The 20,578-nt window shown below is 71.7% G+C and carries 22 protein-coding genes and 1 tRNA gene; 8 read left to right on the forward strand and 15 right to left on the reverse strand.

Going from position 1 to position 20,578, the window contains the following annotated elements:
- From ACIWQI_RS02450 to ACIWQI_RS02465, 4 genes are all read right to left on the reverse strand, one after another.
- A partial coding sequence (locus ACIWQI_RS02450) for a hypothetical protein (RefSeq protein WP_396655489.1) occupies nt 1–462 on the reverse strand: 462 nt, incomplete at its 3' end.
- A gap of 131 nt (nt 463–593) precedes the next feature.
- Nucleotides 594–1,955: a PhoH family protein gene (locus ACIWQI_RS02455; protein ID WP_396655490.1), complete on the reverse strand. Its 1,362-nt coding sequence runs from the start codon at nt 1,953–1,955 to the stop codon at nt 594–596.
- A gap of 185 nt (nt 1,956–2,140) precedes the next feature.
- Nucleotides 2,141–3,283: an aminotransferase class V-fold PLP-dependent enzyme gene (locus ACIWQI_RS02460; RefSeq protein WP_396655491.1), complete on the reverse strand. Its 1,143-nt coding sequence runs from the start codon at nt 3,281–3,283 to the stop codon at nt 2,141–2,143.
- 38 nt (nt 3,284–3,321) lie between these two features.
- On the reverse strand, nt 3,322–4,107 hold the full coding sequence (locus ACIWQI_RS02465; protein WP_396655492.1) for an isoprenyl transferase: 786 nt from the start codon (nt 4,105–4,107) through the stop codon (nt 3,322–3,324).
- 98 nt (nt 4,108–4,205) lie between these two features.
- Between ACIWQI_RS02465 and ACIWQI_RS02470 the strand changes: the two genes are divergently transcribed.
- A complete protein-coding gene (locus tag ACIWQI_RS02470) occupies nt 4,206–4,907 on the forward strand; it encodes a hemolysin III family protein (RefSeq protein ID WP_396655493.1) in 702 nt (233 codons plus the stop codon).
- 9 nt (nt 4,908–4,916) lie between these two features.
- On the opposite strand, the gene ACIWQI_RS02475 is transcribed toward ACIWQI_RS02470, so the two are convergent.
- Nucleotides 4,917–5,228: a hypothetical protein gene (locus ACIWQI_RS02475; protein WP_396655494.1), complete on the reverse strand. Its 312-nt coding sequence runs from the start codon at nt 5,226–5,228 to the stop codon at nt 4,917–4,919.
- A 74-nt stretch (nt 5,229–5,302) separates the two neighbouring features.
- Between ACIWQI_RS02475 and ACIWQI_RS02480 the strand changes: the two genes are divergently transcribed.
- Nucleotides 5,303–5,704: a DUF4307 domain-containing protein gene (locus tag ACIWQI_RS02480; protein WP_396655495.1), complete on the forward strand. Its 402-nt coding sequence runs from the start codon at nt 5,303–5,305 to the stop codon at nt 5,702–5,704.
- A gap of 100 nt (nt 5,705–5,804) precedes the next feature.
- Nucleotides 5,805–6,293 carry a transcription elongation factor GreA gene (greA, locus tag ACIWQI_RS02485; protein ID WP_396655496.1) on the forward strand — a complete coding sequence of 163 codons (489 nt, stop codon included), beginning with the start codon at nt 5,805–5,807 and terminating at the stop codon, nt 6,291–6,293.
- On the opposite strand, the gene ilvA is transcribed toward greA, so the two are convergent.
- Nucleotides 6,290–7,531 carry a threonine ammonia-lyase gene (ilvA, locus tag ACIWQI_RS02490; protein ID WP_396655497.1) on the reverse strand — a complete coding sequence of 414 codons (1,242 nt, stop codon included), beginning with the start codon at nt 7,529–7,531 and terminating at the stop codon, nt 6,290–6,292. The genes greA and ilvA overlap by 4 nt on opposite strands.
- Complete coding sequence (locus ACIWQI_RS02495; RefSeq protein ID WP_396655498.1) at nt 7,528–8,721, reverse strand: AI-2E family transporter; 1,194 nt, start codon at nt 8,719–8,721, stop codon at nt 7,528–7,530. The genes ilvA and ACIWQI_RS02495 overlap by 4 nt, the downstream gene beginning before the upstream one ends.
- An 81-nt stretch (nt 8,722–8,802) precedes the next feature.
- Between ACIWQI_RS02495 and ACIWQI_RS02500 the strand changes: the two genes are divergently transcribed.
- The gene (locus tag ACIWQI_RS02500) at nt 8,803–10,023 is read left to right on the forward strand and encodes a winged helix-turn-helix domain-containing protein (protein WP_396655499.1); all 1,221 of its coding nucleotides are present in this window, start codon (nt 8,803–8,805) and stop codon (nt 10,021–10,023) included.
- Between the two features lie 10 nt (nt 10,024–10,033).
- Complete coding sequence (locus ACIWQI_RS02505; RefSeq protein WP_396655501.1) at nt 10,034–10,945, forward strand: hypothetical protein; 912 nt, start codon at nt 10,034–10,036, stop codon at nt 10,943–10,945.
- 232 nt (nt 10,946–11,177) lie between these two features.
- Here ACIWQI_RS02505 and ACIWQI_RS02510 read toward each other — a convergent pair whose 3' ends face one another.
- From ACIWQI_RS02510 to ACIWQI_RS02525, 4 genes are all read right to left on the reverse strand, one after another.
- Nucleotides 11,178–12,062 (reverse strand): M48 family metallopeptidase, encoded by an 885-nt coding sequence (locus ACIWQI_RS02510; protein ID WP_396655502.1) that lies wholly within the window; start codon nt 12,060–12,062, stop codon nt 11,178–11,180.
- A gap of 98 nt (nt 12,063–12,160) precedes the next feature.
- Nucleotides 12,161–12,730 carry a LemA family protein gene (locus tag ACIWQI_RS02515; RefSeq protein ID WP_396655503.1) on the reverse strand — a complete coding sequence of 190 codons (570 nt, stop codon included), beginning with the start codon at nt 12,728–12,730 and terminating at the stop codon, nt 12,161–12,163.
- A gap of 90 nt (nt 12,731–12,820) precedes the next feature.
- On the reverse strand, nt 12,821–14,134 hold the full coding sequence (locus ACIWQI_RS02520; protein WP_396655504.1) for a D-arabinono-1,4-lactone oxidase: 1,314 nt from the start codon (nt 14,132–14,134) through the stop codon (nt 12,821–12,823).
- Nucleotides 14,131–15,363, reverse strand: a complete 1,233-nt coding sequence (locus ACIWQI_RS02525; protein WP_396655505.1) for an amino acid deaminase/aldolase — start codon at nt 15,361–15,363, stop codon at nt 14,131–14,133. The genes ACIWQI_RS02520 and ACIWQI_RS02525 overlap by 4 nt, the downstream gene beginning before the upstream one ends.
- Before the next feature lie 69 nt (nt 15,364–15,432).
- Between ACIWQI_RS02525 and ACIWQI_RS02530 the strand changes: the two genes are divergently transcribed.
- The 3 genes from ACIWQI_RS02530 to ACIWQI_RS02540 are packed head-to-tail and all read left to right on the forward strand — an operon-like array spanning nt 15,433 to nt 17,723.
- A complete protein-coding gene (locus ACIWQI_RS02530) occupies nt 15,433–16,338 on the forward strand; it encodes a pseudouridine-5'-phosphate glycosidase (protein WP_396655506.1) in 906 nt (301 codons plus the stop codon).
- Nucleotides 16,325–17,209: a carbohydrate kinase family protein gene (locus tag ACIWQI_RS02535; RefSeq protein WP_396655507.1), complete on the forward strand. Its 885-nt coding sequence runs from the start codon at nt 16,325–16,327 to the stop codon at nt 17,207–17,209. Before ACIWQI_RS02530 ends, ACIWQI_RS02535 begins: the two co-directional genes overlap by 14 nt.
- Nucleotides 17,210–17,243: 34 nt before the next feature.
- Complete coding sequence (locus tag ACIWQI_RS02540; RefSeq protein ID WP_396655508.1) at nt 17,244–17,723, forward strand: hemerythrin domain-containing protein; 480 nt, start codon at nt 17,244–17,246, stop codon at nt 17,721–17,723.
- Between the two features lie 12 nt (nt 17,724–17,735).
- Here ACIWQI_RS02540 and ACIWQI_RS02545 read toward each other — a convergent pair whose 3' ends face one another.
- The 4 genes from ACIWQI_RS02545 to ACIWQI_RS02560 form a co-directional block, all read right to left on the reverse strand.
- Nucleotides 17,736–18,698: an alpha/beta hydrolase gene (locus ACIWQI_RS02545; protein WP_396655509.1), complete on the reverse strand. Its 963-nt coding sequence runs from the start codon at nt 18,696–18,698 to the stop codon at nt 17,736–17,738.
- 145 nt (nt 18,699–18,843) lie between these two features.
- Entirely contained in the window at nt 18,844–20,052 is a 1,209-nt protein-coding gene (locus ACIWQI_RS02550) for an alpha/beta hydrolase family protein (protein WP_396655510.1), read from the reverse strand.
- 44 nt (nt 20,053–20,096) lie between these two features.
- Nucleotides 20,097–20,459, reverse strand: coding sequence for a cupin domain-containing protein (locus ACIWQI_RS02555; RefSeq protein ID WP_396655512.1), 363 nt, complete (start codon nt 20,457–20,459; stop codon nt 20,097–20,099).
- A 17-nt stretch (nt 20,460–20,476) separates the two neighbouring features.
- Nucleotides 20,477–20,549, reverse strand: a tRNA-Leu gene (locus ACIWQI_RS02560).
- Nucleotides 20,550–20,578 lie beyond the last annotated feature (29 nt).

Below are 20,578 nucleotides of genomic sequence, written 5' to 3' on the forward strand. Positions count from 1 at the left end.
GTTCTGCCCCGGCGCGTTCTCGAGCGCGGTGTCGCGGTTGCTGTGCTGACGCGACTGCTCGCTTCCCACGGGTGTCTCGCCGCTCAGGCCCGGGGCACCCGGGTCAGCGGGGTCGGTCACGGTCTGACCGCTGTGCCCGGGCGTTCCCGCGGCGCCGGACGATCCGGCACCGACCGGTGCATCGGGCTGAGCCGACTCGCTGCCGCGGGTGGTCGGCGGCATGAGATCGTGCGGCTCGGGCGCGGGCACGATCTCCGGGCCGGCGGCGTCGACGGACTGCGGCACCCGGAAGACGGTGCCGGCGGTGCGGGCCGAGGGCACGATCACCGGCGACGCGGACACCTGGACGCCCGCGGCGTCGTTGAGCGCGATCGCACCCGAGAACGCGAAGCTGCACGCGGCACCGACGGCCGCGGCGACGACGGCTGTGCCGCCGATCGACAGCGCGCGACGAATGTCCACGATCGAGTCCCCGTTCTTCAGCAGCCCCACACCGCTTCATCAATGATGACTGCTGAAGATGAGACGGCGTATCCATTCACATGAGATTCCTCTCATGTTGGGCACCCGCTTCGGATCGTCCCGCGGTTGTCTCAGGCGAGTTCGCCGGCCTCCAGCAGGTCGGTCACCAGCGCCGCGATCGCCGAGCGCTCCGAGCGCACGAGCGTCACGTGGGCGAACAGGTCGTGTCCCTTCAGCGTCTCGATCACCGAGGCGACGCCGTCATGCCTGCCGACACGGAGGTTGTCGCGCTGCCCGACATCGTGGGTGAGCACGACCCGCGAGTTCTGGCCGACCCGGCTGAGCACGGTCAGCAGCACGTTGCGCTCCAGCGACTGCGCCTCGTCGACGACCACGAACGCATCGTGCAGCGAGCGCCCCCGGATATGGGTGAGCGGGAGGACCTCCAGGATGCCGCGGGCCATGACCTCCTCGATCACGTTCGACGACACCACCGAGCCCAGCGTGTCGTACACGGCCTGGCCCCAGGGGTTCATCTTCTCCTGCTGGTCGCCGGGGAGGTAGCCGAGCTCCTGACCGCCGACGGCGAACAGCGGCCGGAACACGATGATCCGTCGCTGCTGCTGCCGCTCCAGGACCGCTTCCAGCCCCGCGCACAGCGCCAGCGCCGACTTGCCGGTGCCGGCCCGCCCGCCGAGGGAGACGATGCCCACGTCCGGATCCAGCAGCAGGTCGATCGCGATGCGCTGCTCGGCGGAGCGCCCGTGCAGGCCGAACACCTCACGGTCGCCGCGCACGAGCCGGAACTCGCCGTCACCGCTGATCCGGCCCAGCGCCGAGCCGCGCTCCGAATGGATGACCAGTCCCGTGTTGACCGGCAGGCCCCTGGCTGCGTCGCTGCAGCCGACTTCGCTCTCGTACAGATCGGCCATGTCGTCGCCCGAGATGTGCAGATCGGCCACTCCCGTCCAACCCGAGTCGACGGCCTGCTCCGCGAGGTACTCCTCCGCGTGGATGCCGAGCGATGCGGCCTTGACACGCATCGGGAGGTCCTTGGAGACGACGGTGACTTCGGCGCCCCCCTGGGTGAGGTGCAGGGCGACGGCGAGGATGCGCGAGTCGTTGTCGCCGAGCCTCATCCCGGAGGGCAGGATCGCGGCGTCCGTGTTGTTCAGCTCGACGCGCAGGGTGCCGCCCGCCCCCACCGGGACCGGGAAGTCGAGGCGGCCGTGCTCGACCCGCAGCTCGTCCAGGTGACGCAGCGCCTGGCGCGCGAAGTACCCGATCTCGGGGTCGTGCCGCTTGCCCTCGAGCTCCGAGACGACCACCACCGGGATCACCACCGAGTGCTCGGCGAACCGGAAGAACGCGCGCGGATCGCTCAGCAGCACCGAGGTGTCGAGCACGTAGGTGCGCAGCAGCTCCGGCGTGTCCGGCTCCGCGGCACTCTGCCCCTGCGACGTGTCCTGCTGATCACGTGTTCGTGTCGTCACAACCGACTCCCGACCCGGGTGATCCCGGTTTCACGAGTCGACCGTGGGTCACGAGCCGTGATCCGTGAGGCCGACTCGATCGGGCGCCCTGCCCGATGACTCGACGGTACGTCGATGCCACCGGGGCGCCGGTACCGACACGCCCGGCGCGTCGATGCGCGGATGCCTCACCCGGCCGCGACGGCTCACCACACCCGCGCGTACGAGAACGCGGCCAGCGCGTCGCCGAACAGCCGCAGCGTGTCGGCATCCGTGCCCACGTGCGTCGCCACGCGGATCAGGTCGCCGCGCGCCGTGACGGTCAGGCCGTGGTTCGCCAGCGATGCCGCCAGCGGCGCCACATCCTGCGGACGCGGCTGCAGCGACACGATGCCCGCACGCTGCTCGGGCTCGCGGGGCGTGACCACCGGGATCTCGTAGCGATCCGCGAAGAACATGATGTCGCCGGCGCGTTCGGCGACCTCCGCCGCGATGACGGCGACACCCGCGTCCCGAACCCCGCGGAGGGCCGTGGCCAGCCGCGCCGCCGCGAGCGGGTCGGCCTCGGTGACCGTGAAGGCCCGTGCGGTGGGCGCCGGGCGCTCCACGACGTCGGTGAACCCCTCGGCATCCATCCCCGCGAAGCCCGACAGCACCGGCTCGATGCGCTCCCTGGCGCGCGGCGAGAACCAGGCGAAACCCGTGCCGCGGCCGGCGCGCAGCCACTTGTAGCCGTGGCCGCACACGACATCGGCGGCCGTGTAGTCGACGTCGACGACGCCGAAGCCCTGGATGGCGTCGACGATCAGCAGACGGTCCTCGCCGATGACCTCCCGCAGGCCCGCCAGGTCGGCGCGGAATCCGGTGCGGAAGTCCACCAGGCTGACCGCGACCGCGCAGGTGTCGTCGGTCAGCGCCTCCCGGACGGCGTCGGGCGTGATGTGGCCGTCGGCGGGGTCGATCACCTGGGGCACGACGCGCCCCCGCGCCGCGGCGGCGCGCGCCACCGCCACCGTGAGCGCCGGGAAGTCGCGGCGTCCGACCACGACGCCGCCGTCGAGCCCGTAGATCGCCTGCGCGAGCCCGTACGAGGTGGACGGCTGCAGCGTCACCTCGTCGATGTCGGCCTTCAGCAGCTCCGCCAGCAGCTCGCGCGCCTCGCGGACGCGCGCATCGACCATCGCGATGCCCGACCGTCTGCCGCTGCCGAGCAGCTCGGCATCGGCGTGCAGCTCGGTGCGCACCGCGGGCGACAGCGGACCGAATGCCGCCCAGTCGAGATACCCGGGCTCGCCGTCGAACGACGCCCGGTACTCCTCCAGCCCGTCCTGCTCGCTGTCCCCCGACATCCGCTTCCTCCCCTGTGAATCTGAGACGTGGACCCGACTCATCCGCCGAACCGGCGATCCCGCGAGGCGTAGTCGCGGATCGCCCGCAGGAAGTCCACCTCGCGCAAGTCTGGACCCAAAGCCTCGACGAAGTAGAACTCGCTGTGCGCCGACTGCCAGAGCAGGAAGTCCGAGAGCCGCTGCTCCCCCGACGTGCGGATCACCAGGTCGGGGTCGGGCTGACCGCCGGTGTAGAGGTGCTCGCCGATCTGCTCCGGCGTCAGGCTCGCGGCCAGCTCCTCCAGGGAGCCGCCACGGCGGTCGTGGTCGGCGATGATGCTGCGCACGGCGTCGACGATCTCACTGCGGCCCCCGTAGCCGACGGCGAGGTTCACGTGCATCCCGACGTTCTCGCGGGTGCGCTCCTCCACTTCCGCGAGCACTCGGGCGAGCTCGGCGGGAAGCGGCTCGGTGCGACCGACGATCTGCACGCGCCAGTCCCGCTCGCGCGACAGCCCGTCGGCGAGCTCGGCGATGATCTCGATGAGGTCGGCGATCTCGCGGCTGTCGCGCTTTCGCAGGTTGTCGTTCGACAGCAGGTAGAGCGAGACGACCCGCACTCCGACATCGTCGCACCAGCCGAGGAACTCCCGCATCTTGGCCGCGCCGGCGCGGTGGCCCTCGGCGGCGGACTGGTAGCCGAGCTGCCGCGCCCACCGGCGGTTGCCGTCGATCATCATGGCGACGTGCCGCGGGACGACCTCGGGGGACAGTCCCCGCCGCAGACGGTTGATGTACAGGCGATAGAGCGGCCCCCGTCCCTCGTTCGCCCGCGTCTCGGTCACCCCCCTACGCTACCCCCGAGCGCTATGTGCCGCGCCGGGCATGCGAACGCGGATACGCTCGAGGAGTGCGACGACGGCTGAACGATCGCGTTCCCGAGGTGCCTCAGCTCCCCCTGCTCGAGGCGGCCGGCATCGACGCGGGCGTGGAGCTCAAGCCCACGTGGCGCGGCTGGATCCACGCCGGAACCTTCCCGGTCGCCATCGCCGCGGGCATCGTGCTCATCGTGCTGGCCGACGGCGCCGCGGCCAAGTGGGCGTCGGCGGTGTTCATGGCCTCGTCGCTGCTGCTGTTCGGCAACTCCGCGGTGTATCACCGCTTCAACTGGGGCCCGAAGACCAAGGCCGTGCTCAAGCGCATCGACCACGCCAACATCCTGCTGCTGATCGCAGGGACCTACACGCCCATCGCGACCCTCGCCCTGCCGCCGGAGAAGGGGCTGCTGCTGCTCGTGCTCGTCTGGTCGGGCGCGCTGCTGGGCATCCTCTTCCGCGTCTTCTGGATCGGGGCGCCGCGCTGGCTCTACGTCGCGCTGTACGTCGTCCTCGGCTGGGCGGCGGTGATGTACATCGTCGACCTGATGGCCGCCAACGCCGCCATGATGATCCTCGTCATCGTCGGCGGAGTGCTCTACACGGCCGGCGCGGTCGTCTACGCGCTGAAGAAGCCGAACCCGTGGCCCGGCAGCTTCGGATTCCACGAGATCTTCCACGTGTGCACGGTGCTGGCCTTCCTCTGCCATTGGACGGCGTGCCTGCTCATCGCGCTGCAGCCGCTGACGCCCTCGCTGGGCGCACCGTAGGCGCCCGGCCTAGCCCGAACGGCCGCCGGGATCGTCGTCCCCCGTCGGGGCATCGCCGGTCGCATCCGTCTGACCCGGGTCGCCCGGGGCATTGTCGTGCGCGGCCTGCTCGGCGTCGAGCTGCTTGGCCACCTCCTCGCGGTACCGTGCGCGACGGATGCGGCGCAGCATGTCCCAGATGAGCACGATGACCACGAGCGCCAGCACCGCGATCACACCGAAGCCCCACGGTCCGGGGCTGACCAGCTCCGGGTCGACGGTGGGCGTGGGTGTCGGAAGGGGCGTGGCGGTCGCTGCGAGCAGTGCCCCGAGAGCGTGCATCCGATTCCCCGTTCTGCGCCGCAGCGCCTAGCCTGGGAACAAGCCTAGGCGTCACCGCCACGACCGGAGTTCCCATGACCGCGCAGAGCGTCCAGACCATGCTCGACGAGCGATACGGGCGCCGCACCGCCACGCGCCGCACCCGCATCGCGTGGATCGCGCTGATCGCCGCCGCCGCCGTCGTCGTGATCTGGTTCGGCTGGTCCACGGTCACCGACCCGAACAACGGCGTGAAGGCCGACGGCACGGCCTTCCACCTCGAAGAGCACTCGGCGACCGTCGACTTCCAGCTGACCGCGCCCATCGGCGCGACCGTCGCCTGCGCCATCGAGGCCCTCGACGAGGAGTACGGCGTGGTGGGCTGGAAGATCGTCGAGTACGAGGCATCCGAAGCCCACACCCGCGCCTTCTCGGAGACGGTTCCGCTCGTGGCGGAGGCGACCACCGGTTTGGTGAACTCCTGCTGGGTGACGTAGCCTGTCGGGAACATCTCGCACTGACGCCCTGGCCGGACGCCGGGGCGTCTCGTTCATCCCGGGGACGCCCGGAGCCCCCTCCCCCTCGAAGGAGATCGACGTGTCGGACACACAGGTGACCTTCCTCACACAGGAGGCGTACGACCGCCTCGCCGCCGAGCTCGAGCACCTCTCGACCACGGGCCGCGAGGAGATCGCCAAGCGCATCGAGGCCGCCCGCGAGGAGGGCGACCTGAAGGAGAACGGCGGCTACCACGCCGCCAAGGACGAGCAGGGCAAGCAGGAGGCGCGCATCCGCACCCTCCAGGCGCTCCTGAAGAACGCGACGGTCGGCGAGGCGCCCGAGAGCACCGGCGTCGTCGAGCCGGGCACGGTCGTGACGGCGCTCGTCGCCGGCGGCGAAGAGGTGTTCCTCCTCGGCAGCCGCGAGATCGCGGCCGGATCCGACCTGGACGTCTACAGCGAGGCCTCCCCGCTGGGCGCGGCCATCCTGGGCCGCCGGGAGGGCGAGAAGACCAGCTACACGGCGCCGAACGGGCGTGAGATCTCGGTCGAGATCGTCAAGGTCGAGACGTACGACGGCCGCTAGTCGGGGACGACCACCGGCGCGAAGCCGGCATCGCGCAGGGTCTGCAGCGTCAGCTCCTTGTGCTCCTCCCCGCGGGTCTCGACGCTGATCTGCAGGATCACCTCGCTGATCTGCAGGCCCTGGCCGTGCCGGGTGTGCAGCACCTCGATGACGTTCGCCCCCGCCTGGGCGATGAGCTCGGAGACGCGCGACAGCTGGCCGGGCCGATCCGGCAGCGGGATGCGCATGGTCATGTAGCGACCGGATGCCGCGAGCCCGTGCGCCACGACGCGCTGCAGCAGCAGCGGGTCGATGTTGCCCCCGGAGAGCACGGCGACCGTGGGTCCGCCGGCGGCGACCTTCCCGGCCAGGATGGCGGCCACCCCGACGGCACCGGCAGGCTCCACGACGACCTTGGCGCGTTCGAGCAGATCAAGGATCGCCCGGGCGATGTCGTCGTCGCTGACGGTCACCACCTCGTCGACGAGATCGCGGATGATCGCGAACGGGATGTCGCCGGGACGCCCGACGAGGATGCCGTCGGCGATCGTCGGCTTCGTCTCGACCTCGACGGGGTGCCCGGCACGCAGCGACGGCGGGTAGGGCGCGGCGTTCTCGGCCTGGACCCCGATGATGCGCACCGTCCGTCCCACGGCCGCGGCACGGGCCTTGATCGCGGCGGCGACGCCCGCGATGAGGCCGCCTCCGCCGATGCCGACGAGCACGGTCTCCACGTCGGGGACGTCCTCGAGCAGCTCGAGCCCGAGCGTGCCCTGGCCGATGATGATGTCGCGATGGTCGAACGGCGGGATGAGCACCGCGCCGGTGCGCTCGCTGTACTCGGCCGCCAGCCGCAGCGAGGTGTCGACGGTCGCACCCTCGAGCACCACCTCCGCACCGTAGCCGCGCGTGGCCAGGAGCTTGGGCACCGGCACCCCCAGCGGCATGAAGATCGTCGCCGCGATGCCGAGCTGCTGCGCGGCCAGCGCCACGCCCTGCGCGTGGTTGCCGGCCGAGGCGGCGACCACGCCGCGCGCGCGCTCCTCGTCGGTGAGCCGCGACAGCAGATAGCTGGCACCGCGGATCTTGAACGATCCGGTGCGCTGCAGGTTCTCGAGCTTGAGGATGCCGGGGACCCCGAGCAGCTCGGACAGGTGCTGCGACGGCTCGACCGGCGTGTGCTCGACGATGCCGGCCAGCTGCGCGGCGGCGTCCTCGAACTCGGCCAGTGTCGGCGTCTGCGTGCGGACCGTGGTCATCGGGCCCTCTTCCTCTCCCTGGGGACCGTGCTCCAGATCAGATCGGCGACTTCGGGCTGCGCCCCCGGCTCCCAGCCGCGGTTGGAAAGGTAGACGGCCACCACGTTGACGAAGGCGGCGAGGGGCACGGCGAACAGCGCCCCGGGGATGCCGGCGATCATCGCACCGCCGGCGACGACCAGGACGACCGCGAGCGGGTGCACCTTGACGGCGGAGCCCATCAGCAGCGGCTGGAGGACGTGACCTTCGAGCTGCTGCACGCCGAGCACGACGACGAGCATCCACAGGGCGATCCACCAGCCGTTGTAGACCAGTGCGAGGAAGACGGCGATGGCCCCGGTGACCACGGCACCCACGATGGGCACGAACGCGCCGAGGAACACGAGAACGGCGACCGGGATCGCCAGCGGCACGCCCAGCAGGAACGCTCCCAGCCCGATGCCGACCGCGTCGATCGTGGCCACGAGCAGCTGCGTGCGGGCGTAGTTGACGACGGTCGTCCAGCCGGCCCGGCCGGCGCCGTCCGCGGCGGGGCGCGCGGCGCGCGGGAACAGGCGGACGGTCCAGCGCCAGATGCCGCCGCCGTCGGCCAGCAGGCACAGCAGGATGAACAGCGCGAGCAGGGCGCCGGTGATCACGTGCCCGACGGTGGTGCCGATGGCCAGCGCGCCCGACCACAGCAGCGACGCCTGCTGCTCGATGATCTCCCAGATCTGGGCCAGGAACTCGTCGATCTGCTGCTCGGTCAGGTGCAGCGGGCCGCTGATGAGGTACTGCCGCAGGCCTTCCACCGCCTCGACGGTGCGGGCCTGCACCGAGGGCCACTCCAGGGTGATCTGCCACACCGCCAGCCACAGCAGCCCGGTGATGACGGCGACCGTGGCCACGACGGAGATGACGATGGCCGCCCACCGCGGGACGCGGTGGCGCAGCAGGAACGAGAATGCGGGCCACAGCAGGGCGGTGATCAGGACGGCGATCAGCAGCGGGATGACGAGGAGCTTGAGCTGGATGACGAGCCAGATGCCCACGCCGATCGCCGCGGCCACGACCAGCAGCCGCCAGGAGTAGGCGGTGGCCACCCGCAGCCCGCACGGCAGCGTCGAGCCGATCTCGGTGTCGACCGTGCGCCCGCGGCTGCGCAGCGCGTCGAAGAAGGACCCGCGGGGCGTGTCATCGGAGTCGGCCACCCGGCAAGTCTATTTCCCGCCCATGCCTGCGGCAGAATACCCCCGAGCCCGACGTCGGAGGGCCGCGCTAGTGTGACGCGGGTGAGGGAGACGCTGTCCAGGGGCGAGGCGCGACGGGTGGCGCTGGCGGCGCAGGGGCTCGCGGCATCCCGTCCCGACTCCCCCGGCACCCGGCAGCTGAATCAGGCGATGGGGCGCATGGGCGTGCTGCAGATCGACTCGGTCAACGTGTTCGCCCGCTCGCACTATCTGCCGCTGTTCTCGCGGCTGGGCCCATACGACACGGCGGTCCTCGACCGGCTTCTGTTCGCGCGCCGGCCCGCGTACGTCGAGTCCTGGGCGCACGTGGCCGCGTTCATCCCGGTCGCGGACTGGGCGCTGTTCCAGTTCCGCCGCGACGATCTGGTCGCCAAGTACGGCGACGGGGAGTGGATGCAACGGCACGCCGAGATCGTCGACTGGGTCCGTGCCGAGCTGGCCGCACGCGGTCCGCTGCGGCCCGCCGAGATCAACCACGACGCGAAGAAGCGCGGCGGCGGACCCTGGTGGGACTGGGATGTCATCAAGGAGGCGCTGGAACGGCTGTTCCTGTTCGGCGAGGTCGCCATCGCGGGGCGCCGCGGCTTCGAGCGCCGCTACGGGCTGGCCGAGCATGTCATCCCGGCGGAGGTGCTGGCCAACCCGGTGCCGCGGGACGAGGCCGTGCGAGAGCTCGTGCGGCGTGCGGCCCGTGCATACGGGGTGGCGACGGCATCCGATCTCGCCGATTACTGGCGTCTGCGCGACCGGCCCGCGGTGACGGCCGCGATCGGCGACCTGGTGGACGCGGGCGAGCTGGCGCCGGTGACCGTCGAAGGGTGGACCAGCGGCGGGCGTCCCGCGAAGGCGTGGCTGCACCGCGACGCACGCGTGCCGCGTCGCGTGGACGCGACCGCGATCCTCACGCCGTTCGACCCGGTGGTGTGGTTCCGCGACCGCGCCGAGCGCCTCTTCGAGTTCGAGTACCGCATCGAGATCTACACCCCGGCCCCCAAGCGTCGCTTCGGGTACTACTCGCTGCCCGTCGTCGTGGGCGACGACGTCGTGGGCCGGGTCGACCTGAAGGCCGACCGGCAGGCGTCGCGGCTGCTCGTCCAGTCGGCCTGGTGGGAGCACGGCGCTCCCCCGCACGCGGCCGAACGGCTCGCGGCCGAGCTGCGCCTGGCCGCGGACTGGCGCGGGCTGGAGACGATCTCGGTGGCGGGCTGGGGTGATGCCGCCGACGACCTCGCCCGGGCACTGCCGCAGGCGGCCCGCCACTAGGGTGGGACGGGTGAGGCGCGCAGCGATCGTCGGCATCGTGGCCGGGGCCGTCGTGGTCGTCGCGGCCGGTGCCGGCGTCGCCTGGTGGCTGCTGCGCGGCGAGACCGCCGACCAGGCCGCCCAGCGCTACGTGCAGGCGCTCGAAGAGGGCGATCGCGCCGCACTCGAGAAGCTGCTGCCCGACGATGCCGACCACGCACAGGCGCTCGACCTGTTCGACGGGGCCGCCGGTCGCATCTCCGACGCCCAGCTGTCGGCAGCCGGCGACGACGACAGCTTCCGCGCCGACGTCATGATCGACGGGCAGCCGGGGGTGGTGCACTTCTCCCTCGCCCAGGACTCCGGTCCGTGGCTGCTCGCCGCCGATTACCTGGGCACCCTCGAGGTGACCACCACCATCGGCGGTGTCACCCCCGGCGCCGCCGTGGAGATCGGCGGCGTCACGGTGCCGGTGGGCCAGACACAGGTGTTCCCCGCCGTCTACACCGTGCACGCCGCCCCCGCCGACATCCTCGCCGGCGAGGCCACCGTCGCCGTGACGAACGAGGCACCCGTGACGGTCATGCTCGCGGCATCCCTCACGCCCGAGGCGACCGCGCTCGCACAGGAGCAGGTGGATGCCTACGCCGGCGCGTGCGCGCAGCCGGCCACCGCCGTCCCGCCGCACTGCGGGCTGCGGGTGCCGTGGGGCGCCGACCTCACCGCCCTGTCGAGCCTCGACTTCCGCGTCGAGAAGACGCCGCAGGTCGCTCTGGCCGCAGACGCGACGACGTTCGCCGCGACCGGTGGGGCGATCGTCGCGACGGCGCGCGGCACCGCACGCTCGGGCGGCGACGGGACCTTCACCTATCGCGCGGACGACTGGGCGCTCTACGGCGACGTGTATTTCGAGGACGATCAGATGGTGCTTGCCGTGCGGTGACGGCGGCCGGGGGGCGGGGTTCGGCTCGGGGGCGGTGACGGAGCGGCAGGACCTGGGAGCGCCAGGACCTGGTTCCGGGTCGGGGACGGTCAAGGAGCGGCAGGACGTAGGTTTCGGCTCGGGCCGGTCAACGAGCGGCAGGACGTAGGTTTCGGCTCGGGCCGCTTCGCGGGCCTCGCTCAACCTTGAGCCGACGCGCATCAACGCGCTTCGCGCATTGATCCGCGTCGGCTCAAAACTCACCGCCCATCTTCTGCAGGCGGGCGATCCGGTCGGGGATCGGGGGGTGCGTCGAGAACAGACGCGCCAGACCGCCCGGGCGCAGCGGGTTCGCGATCCACAGGTGGGCCATCGAGGTGTTCGCCTTCTGCAGCGGGCGGCCGTACTCCTGCAGCTTGGCCAGCGCCGACGCGAGGCCGTCCGGGTCGCGGGTGGTCATCGCACTCGTGGCGTCCGCCAGATACTCGCGCTGGCGTGAGATCGCCGCCTGAACGACGCCCGCCAGCAGCGGGGCGACGATGGCGGCGACGATGCCGAAGATCATGAAGAGCAGCTGCGCCTGACCGTTCCCGCGGCCCCGGCCGCCGAAGAACGCGATCCGCAGGAAGAAGTCCGCGAGGATGCCGATGGCCACCACCAGGCCGAAGACGATGAGCGTGACGCGGATGTCGTAGTTGCGGATGTGCCCCAACTCGTGCCCCAGCACGCCCTCGAGCTCTCGGTCGGTCATCGTCTCGAACAGGCCCGTCGTGACCGTGATGGCGGCCTCTTCGGGCTTGCGGCCCGTGGCGAAGGCGTTGGGGGCCGGATCCTCCACGACGTAGAGCTTGGGCATGGGGGTGCCCGTCGTGATGCACAGGTTCTCGACCAGCCGGTAGTAGCGCGGCGCCTCGGCCTGGCTGACCGGGATCGCGCCGGCCATGGCGAGCGCCTCACGGTCGGCGACGAAGTACTGGAAGGTGGCGTAGCCGGCCGCGAACACGAGGATGAACGCCGTGATCCACCAGTTGTTGCCGGCCAGCCAGCCGGCCAGCAGCCCGATCAGGCCGAGCACGAGCACGAACCCGATGAGGATGAACCAGGTGTTGCGCTTGTTGCGCGCTATCGCGGAGTACATGGATCACCCCCAGATTTCGACGCGGCCGCGATGCGGCCCTGCTCAACCTTGAGCCGACCCCGCATCGACGCCGCTGCGCGGCATGGATCCGGGGCGGCTCAAAACTGCACGCGCGGCGGCTCGGAGATCGCGGCGCCGTCGACGACCTCGAAGAACTCGCGCTCGTGGAATCCGAGGTTGCGGGCGAACATGTTGTTCGGGAAGACCTTGATCTTCGTGTTCAGCTCGCGCACGCCGCCGTTGTAGAACCGGCGCGACGCCTGGATCTTGTCCTCGGTGTCGACCAGGGCCTGCTGCAGCTGCAGGAAGTTCTGACTCGCCTGCAGCTGCGGGTAGGCCTCGGCCACCGCGAACAGGCTCTTCAGCGCCTGCTGCATGTGACCCTCGGCCACACCCGCATCAGCGGGGCCGGAGGCCGAAAGCGTCTCGGCGCGTGCGCGCGTCACGTTCTCGAAGACGGCCTTCTCGTGAGCGGCGTAGCCTTTCACCGCCTCGATGAGGTTCGGTATCAGGTCGGCTCGCCGCTTGAGCTGGACCGTGATGTCGCTCCACGCTTCGTCGACGCGCACGTTCAGCTGCACCAGCGAGTTGTACGTCGCCCACAGGTAGATCCCGACGATGACCACGAGAGCGACGACGATCAGGACCGGGATGAGCCATTCCCACATGCCAGGGGTCTCCGTTCGTTGTTGCCCTCATCCTAGCCATCGGGTCCGCGCGCCGAGCGGATGCGGGGTCGACTCACAGCGAAGCCGCCGTCAGGGACCGAGCACGCGCTCCAGGTAGCGGTTGGCGAACATCCGATCCGGGTCGAGCCGGTCGCGCACCGCGACGAAGTCGTCGTACCGCTGGTAGCGCTCGCGCAGCGCGGCGGCGTCGAGCGTGTGCAGCTTGCCCCAGTGCGGGCGCCCGCCGTGCGACAGCATGATCTGCTCGACGGCCTCGAAGTAGTCCGTCGGGTCCTCGCGCCAGTAGCGGTGCACCGCGATGTATCCGGTGGGCCGGCCGCTCGCCGTCGAGAGCCACAGGCCGTCCGCCGCGGCGAAGCGCACCTCCACCGGGAACGAGATCCGCCAGCCCCGCTCCTCGATGAGCTGCCGCAGCTGCCCGAACGCCGCCGCGGTGTTCTCGGCGGGCAGCGCGTACTCCATCTCGCGGAAGCGCACGCCACGATGCTGCGTGAACACCCGGTGCGAGGCGTCGGTGTACTCGCGGTCCCCGGTGAGCGTGACCGCCAGCCGGCTGAACGCCGGCGTGAGGGGCGGGACCACCCGGCCGATCGCACACACGCCGCGGTACATGCCGTTGGCCAGCAGCTCGTCGTCGGTCCATCGCGCGACCCGCGGCAGCCGGTGACGAGGAGCGTCGCCGGGAAGGCGCGTGTTGGTCTTGGTGAGGGCGATGCCGGTGTGGGGGAACCAGTAGAACTCGAAGTGGTCGGACGCCTCGGCGCGCTGATCCAGCGTGGCGAGCACGTCGTCGAGCGGCTCGGGGCGCTCGACGGCGTGCAGCACGAACGCGGGCACGCATTGGATGGTGAGCTCCACCAGGATTCCGAGGGCTCCCAGCCCCAGGGCGACCGCCGGCAGCAGCTCGGAGTTCTCGTCCTCCGTGACGGTGAGGATGTCGCCGGTCGGGGTGACCAGCGTCACACCGACGATCTGCGTGGCGATGCCGCCGAAGCGCGCCCCCGTTCCGTGCGTGCCGGTCGAGGTGGCCCCGGCGATCGATTGCCGGTCGATGTCGCCGAGGTTCTGCATGGCGAGTCCGTACGGGCGCAGCAGGGCCGGGATCGCATGGAGCCTCGTGCCCGCCCGCAGCGTCGCCCGCGAGCGCTCGCGGTCGACGGCCACCACGCCGGTGAGGTCGTCGAGGTCGAGCAGGACCCCGGGCGCCACGGCGATCGGGGTGAAGCTGTGTCCGGCGCCGACCGCCTTCACCTTGAGCCCGCGAAGGGACGCCGCCAGCACCGCGCGGCGCACGGCCGCCGTGGACGCCGGCCGCTCGACGCGCTGCGGCCGCACCTTCGCGTTGCGCGCCCAGTTCTGCCAGACGCCGCCCATCCGCGTCACAGGAACGCCTTCCCTTCCCCGCGGTAAGTGGGGACGGTCGCGATGACACGGTCGTCGTCGACGAGCTGGTACCGGTCGATCCGCTCGGCGAGCTCGCCGCTCTTGGCATGCCGGAACCAGACCCGATCGCCGACCGCGAGCGCCCGCGCCGATGCGCCCTGAAGCGGTGTCTGCACCTCGCCGGCGCCCTCGCGGCCGAGGGTCCGCAGACCTGACGGCCAGACCGGGAGCGGCTGGCGCGACGCCGCGGGCGGGCCCGAAGCGATCCACCCTCCGCCGAGCACGGTGGCGATGTCGGGCGCGGGTCTGCGCACGACCTCGAGCGCGAACGCCGCGGCCGGCGCCGGGTCGAACGACCGGTAGCCGTCGAAGAGGTGTCCGGCCAGCAGCCCGCTGCCTGCGGTCGCCTCGGTGACGGCGTCGTCGGCGCCCGTGTACTCGAGCGACCCCGTCCCGCCGCCGTTGATGAACTCGAGCGCGGCGATCTCGCGCAGTCCGGCGACGATTGCCCTGCGGCGCGCCCGCAGCTCGGCGCCGGAGACCCGCTGCATCCAGCGGATCACTCCATCACCGGAGCCGGTGGCATCCCCCTGGCCGGCGATCTGCGCCTCGTACATCATGAGCCCCACGAGCCGGAAGCCGCGGCGGCCGGCGATCACGCGGGCGAACGAGGTGACATCGCCCGGGTGGTGCAGCGGCGAGCGCCGCACGCCGACGTGCCCGAGGCCGGGCGCACGCCAGGACGCGTCGGCGTCGATCGCCACGCGCAGCGTCGGGCGGGATGCCGGCGGGATCGTGGCATCGATGAGGTCGAGCTGCTCCGGGTCGTCGACCATGAGGGTGATCCGCGCGGCGGCCTGCTCGTCGGCGGCCAGCTGCACGAGCGCGGCACGATCGGCGGTCGGATAGCCCAGCACGATGTCGTCGTGGTCCGCAGCCAGCCAGAGCGCCTCGGGAAGCGTGAAGGCGAGGATGCCGCGGAAGCCGGGCAGCGCCAGTGCGGCATCGAGGATCTCGCGCACCCGCACCGACTTGCTCGCGACGCGGATGGGGACGCCGCCGGCACGGACGACGAGGTCGAGCGCGTTGTAGCGCAGCGCGCCGACGTTGATCGCGGCGACCGGACCCGACGAGCCGGCGACCGCGCGCGTCATCGCGCCCCAATACGCCGCCGGATCGCGCCATCGTTCGACGGCCGCGTCGGGGCTCGCGGCGAGCAGGTCGAGCATGCTCACAGCCTACGCGTGCGGCGGCACCGGGCCGTTGCGCTCCGCGCCGGTGTGGGGTGGACTGAGCCCATGACACTCCCGCTCTCGCTCGGCGCCGAGGTCGCCGACGCCCTGTCCGCCGGACGCGCCGTCGTCGCCCTGGAGTCGACGATCATCTCGCACGGGCTGCCGCGACCGGACAATCTCGCCGCCGCCCGCGAGTTCGAGGCGATCGTGCGCGACGCCGGCGCGACGCCGGCGACGATCGCGGTCCTGGACGGGGTGCCGCATGTCGGCCTCTCCGAGGCCGAGGTGGAGAGGATCGCCATGGACGAGATGGCCAAGGCGAGTGTGCGCGACCTGGCGGTGCTGGCGGCCACCGGCGGGAGCGGAGCGACCACCGTCGCGGCGACGGCGCACCTGGGGGCGGCGGCGGGGATCCGGGTCTTCGCCACCGGGGGCCTCGGCGGCGTGCACCGCGGTGCGGTCGAGACCTACGACGAGTCCGCCGACATCCCGACCCTCGGCGTGACCCGGATGGCGGTCGTGTGCGCGGGGGTGAAGTCCGTGCTCGACATCGGGGCGACCCTGGAGCGGCTGGAGTCGCTGTCGGTGCCCGTGATCGGGTACGGCACGGACGAGTTCCCGGCGTTCTGGCTGCACTCCAGCGGCATCGCCCTGGACTGGCGCCTCGACACGCCCGAAGAGGTCGCGGCGGTGCTTCGCGCCCAGGACGCCGATGCCGCGCGCGGGCTCATCGTCGCCAACCCGATCTCGACCGAGCTGCAATGGGACCCGGCCGAGCACGATCGCGTGCTCGCCGAGTCGTTCGCCGCCGCCGAGGCGGCGGGCGTGCGTGGAAAGGCGGTCACCCCGTTCCTGCTGGGCGACATCGTGGAGCGCTCGGGCGGCCGCAGCCTTGAGGTGAATCTCGACCTCGTGCGCGGCAACATCAGAGTCGCCTCCGAGATCGCGGTGGCATATGCCGGCGGATGACCGGGCGCTCGTCTTCGGCGACCTGATCGACGACATCATCGTGGTGCCCAGCGGGCCGATCCGCTCGGACACCGACACGGCGAGCTCCATCCGCTCCCAGCCGGGCGGCAGCGCCGCGAACACGGCCGCCTGGATGGCCGCTGCCGGTGCGGACGTCACGTTCGTGGGCAGATGCGGACAGGTGGATGCCGAGCGCCACGCGCACCTGCTGGAGACCGTGGGGGTGCACGCCCGGATCACGGGCGACACGACCCTGCCCACGGGGGCGATCATCGTGATCGTGGAGGGCGATCGGCGCTCGATGCTGACCGAGCGGGGGGCCAACGCCGCGCTCTCGCCCGACGACATCGATCCCGGCGGCTTCGCCCTGGTGCACGCGACGGGCTATTCGGTGCTCGGTCATGAGGAGGAGTTCGCGCGCCTCACGGCCCGGGCGCACCGGGCCGGAGCCCGGGTGTCGCTGAACGCCGGGTCGGTCGCCGCCATCGACGACGTGGGCGCGGAGGCTTTCACGGCGGCCACGGCGGGTGCCGACATCCTCATCGCCACCACCGCGGAGGCGGGGCTGCTCACCGGTGCAGACGACCCCGGTGCCGCGGCCCGCGTGCTCGCGCAGCGGCACGGAGCGGCGGCGGTGACCGCCGGCCGCGACGGGGCGTGGGCGTGCGCGCGCGACGACGCCGCGGTGCACGTGCCCGCGGTCGTCGTCGATGCGGTCGATCCGACCGGTGCGGGCGACTCGTTCTCGGCGGGGTTCCTGGCCGGACTGCTGCGCGGCCAAGCGCCGGAGGCCGCTGCCGCCGCGGGCGCCGCGCTGGCTGCCCGCGCGGTGTGCGCCTACGGGGCCCGACCCGCGGCTGTGCGGCGGTAGAGTATTTCCAAGAAGCACTTGGGAGAATTCCGCGATGGCCGAGGGCACCGGGCTGGCAGACGCGCTCACGCGCGAGCACCGCGAGATCGACGAGGGCATCGAGGCGTTCCTCGCGAGTCTCGACGGCAGTGATGCGCCGGACGCCGCGCCCCTGCAGCGGGCGATGCGGGCGCTGCGCCGGCACATCTATCTCGAGGAGCGGATCCTGTTCCCGCCGCTGCGCGAGGCCGGGATGACGATGCCGATCTTCGTCATGCTGAAGGAGCACGGCCGGCTGTGGCGGGCGATGGACGCGCTCGACGATGCCCTCGGGAAAGGTACCGACGCCGCCGTGCTGCGGGAGAGGTGTCAGAGCATGCTCGGCGAGCTCGCCGGCCACAACAGCAAGGAGGAGCCGATCGTCTACCCGCACGCGGACGCCGACCTCGCCGACTTCCAGCGCGAGCAGCTCGCGCAGTTCCTCGCCGACGGCACCTTCCCGGACGGCTGGGTGTGCGAGCGGGCCGCGAGCTGAACCGATCCGCACCTACTCGGCAGCGATGTCGAGCATGCGCCGCACCCAGCCCTCCCGGGCGGCGGCCGCCGCCTTCGCCAACCCGGATTGCGGTGCGAAGTTCTCGAATCCGTGGAAGCCGCCCGGCCAGACGTGGAGCTCGGCCACTCCCCCACCCGCCCAGATCCGTGAGGCGTACGTGACGGCCTCGTCCCGGAAGACCTCGGCGCTGCCGACCGAGATGAACGCGGGCGGGAGGCCGGCGAGGTCGGTCGCCCGCGCCGGAGCCGCTGAGGCCGCGACATCGTGTCCACCGCGGCGGTCGCCCAGGAGCGCCGTCCACGCCATCCGGTTGCTCTGCCGATCCCACACGCCGATGCCGTCGATCTGACGGGTCGAGACGGTCTCGTCGCGATCGTCGAGCATCGGACTCTGGAGCACCTGGCCCATCACCGGGGGCCCGCCGCGCTCCCTCGCCAGGAGGCACACGCCGGCGGCGAGGCCCGCTCCGGCGCTCTGCCCGGCGATCAGGATCCGGTCGGCGTCGATGCCCAGCTCGTCCGCGTGCTCGTGCATCCACTGCAGGGTCGCCATGCAGTCCTCGACGGGCACAGGGTCGGGGTGGTCAGGCGCCAGCCGGTAGTCCACGGCCACGACGACGGCGCCGTGACTCGCCACGAACGGGAGGTGGGCCTGGACGCCGCCGAAGCGATTGCCGAAGACCATCCCGCCGCCGTGCAGGTAGAGGATGCCGGGGCCGGCCGCGCCGCGGTCGCGCCGATGGAACACCGACACGGCGAGCTGCGCTCCGTCGTCGCGGGTGAGCAGGTGCTCATCGCACACGGCACCGGCGGCATCCACCGCACCGCCTGCCGTCGGGTCGGCCGGCAGCGCCCGCAGAGCCGGCAGCAGGTCGAGCGTGATGGTCGGCGGAACCTTGTCCGCGAGCGCGGCGAGCACGGGGACCAGCTCGGGATCGAACGGCGGTGCGGGCATGTCGACCTCCACGCAGAAGCGTAGTCAGCCTCGCGCGAGGTGCGCCAGCAGCGCGTTGCGCACGAACGTCGCGCCCTCGACGCCGCCGCAGTCCTGGGCCTCCGGCGAGTGCGGCGCGACCTCTGGCCGCTCGTGCGGGCGACGGTCAGCCCAGCGTCTCGTCGAGCCAGTCGAGCACGCGGGTGTTGAGCAGCCAGCGATTCTGGATCTCGCAGTGACCACCGGCACCTTCGGCGGCGGTGAATTCGAGGAGGGTGGTCGGGCAGCTGAGCTTCGCGATGAAGTCCCCCGCTCCGGCAGAGAGCGGGTCGCCTTCGGTGGTGGTGCCGAGCAGCGGGCAGCGGATGTTCTCCGCGTGGCCGGTGAGCGTGAACGGCGTCACCGCCCGGAGGTAGCCCTGGAAGTCATCCACGCCGTGCACCCAGTAGCCGCGTTTGATGACCCGCCAGGTGAGTCCGCGATCGCTCTCGATGGCTTCGGTGATCGTGGCGGCCGCGTCATCGGGCAGGTCCGGCAGGCCGGCGGCCAGTTCTGCCGACCCGAGCGCGGCGACGAGGCCCCGCATGCCGTCGACGATGCCCCAGAGGGCGGGATCGGCGACGACCGCCGCGACCCGGGGTTCGCCGGCGGCGGCACGGGGCGCGAGGTATCCGCCGAGACTCCAGCCGTGCAGGGCGATGCGCGCGGAATCGACGTCGTCACGGCCGACGATCGCGTCGATCACGGCCGAGACCACCCTGTCCCAGTCCGGGCTCATCGGAATGCCCTCGTCGACCAGCAGCGAGCCCTGGCCGGGCCCGTCGAAGAGCACAGCGTGGTATCCCCGGTCTGTCGCCGCCTTACCCAGCCCGAAGTAGTTCTCCGGCAGGGTGCCGTCGTAGCCGTTGACGACGATCACGACCGGACGCCTCTCTCCCGGCTTGCTGTCACGGGCCGGCAGGAACCAGCCGGGCATCTCGTAGCCGTCGAAGGCGACGGCAAGCCGCTCGGCCGGGCTGGAGCCCATCACGATGGCCCGATCGAAGGCTTCGGTGCACTTGGCGAAACCCTCGGTCATCCGCCGGTCGACGGGAGAACCGAACCAGGGCTTGATCGCCACTCCGAAGCATGCCGCGGCGCGAAACAGGTGGCCCTGCGCCGTCTCGCCATGCCCGGCCGCCAGAGCCGACTCGGCCCGCTCCAGGTGGCGGTCGCCCGCGCCGGACCACGCGTCGAAGAAGTCTGCGTCATCCCCGCCGTCGGGAAAGGCGTCGGCGATGGCCAGCACCTCTCCGTAGTCGAAAGCGCCGACAGTGACCCAGGCCGCGGCCAGCCCGGCGAACTCGTCGTGAAGGGGATCTGTGAAGAGGGCCATACGCCAGAACCTACTGGACGGCGTCCGCCGTGTGGGCGCGAAGATCAGGCTGGTTCGTCCGAGGGAAGGAGGTAGCCGGCCTGTTCGAGCGTGGCGGCGCCACTGTATCCCCAGATCGTGACGACGGGCTCCGTGGCGGAGGCGTTCTCCAGGCTGTGATACTCGCCCTTCGGGACGAAGACCACGTCTCCGGCCTCGAGCCGGACGAGTCGATCCCCGATTCTCTTGAGAGCGGCCCCGGCGACGACGTATTCCCACTCCTCCGCATTCGGGTGCCGATTGAGCTCGTGCCTCGAGCCCGGACCCCGCAGGAGGTCAGGGCGATCTGGTTCGTCCTCGACCGCCCGGCCAGGACGAACTACGCCGATTCGCCTGATGACGCCCTCGCCGGCACGCACGTGCCGCACTAGGAGCTCCCCCGTCGTACCCCCGCTGGGACTCGAACCCAGACTGAAGCGATTTTAAGTCGCCTGCCTCTGCCATTGGGCTACGGGGGCCCGATCACAGGCTACCGGCCCCGCGAAAC

It is taken from the genome of Microbacterium sp. (assembly GCF_044508325.1).
Lineage (GTDB): Bacteria > Actinomycetota > Actinomycetes > Actinomycetales > Microbacteriaceae > Microbacterium.

Excerpts from the sequence above, each read along its gene's own strand:
- ACIWQI_RS02540 (WP_396655508.1), top strand. The coding sequence starts at position 17,244 with ATGGCCGAGGGCACCGGGCTGGCAGACGCGCTCACGCGCGAGCACCGC.
- ACIWQI_RS02535 (WP_396655507.1), top strand. The coding sequence starts at position 16,325 with ATGCCGGCGGATGACCGGGCGCTCGTCTTCGGCGACCTGATCGACGAC.
- ACIWQI_RS02550 (WP_396655510.1), bottom strand. The coding sequence starts at position 20,052 with ATGGCCCTCTTCACAGATCCCCTTCACGACGAGTTCGCCGGGCTGGCC.
- ACIWQI_RS02510 (WP_396655502.1), bottom strand. The coding sequence starts at position 12,062 with ATGTACTCCGCGATAGCGCGCAACAAGCGCAACACCTGGTTCATCCTC.
- ACIWQI_RS02515 (WP_396655503.1), bottom strand. The coding sequence starts at position 12,730 with ATGTGGGAATGGCTCATCCCGGTCCTGATCGTCGTCGCTCTCGTGGTC.
- ACIWQI_RS02530 (WP_396655506.1), top strand. The coding sequence starts at position 15,433 with ATGACACTCCCGCTCTCGCTCGGCGCCGAGGTCGCCGACGCCCTGTCC.
- ACIWQI_RS02525 (WP_396655505.1), bottom strand. The coding sequence starts at position 15,363 with ATGCTCGACCTGCTCGCCGCGAGCCCCGACGCGGCCGTCGAACGATGG.
- ACIWQI_RS02545 (WP_396655509.1), bottom strand. The coding sequence starts at position 18,698 with ATGCCCGCACCGCCGTTCGATCCCGAGCTGGTCCCCGTGCTCGCCGCG.
- ACIWQI_RS02475 (WP_396655494.1), bottom strand. The coding sequence starts at position 5,228 with ATGCACGCTCTCGGGGCACTGCTCGCAGCGACCGCCACGCCCCTTCCG.
- ACIWQI_RS02460 (WP_396655491.1), bottom strand. The coding sequence starts at position 3,283 with ATGTCGGGGGACAGCGAGCAGGACGGGCTGGAGGAGTACCGGGCGTCG.
- ACIWQI_RS02480 (WP_396655495.1), top strand. The coding sequence starts at position 5,303 with ATGACCGCGCAGAGCGTCCAGACCATGCTCGACGAGCGATACGGGCGC.
- ilvA (WP_396655497.1), bottom strand. The coding sequence starts at position 7,531 with ATGACCACGGTCCGCACGCAGACGCCGACACTGGCCGAGTTCGAGGAC.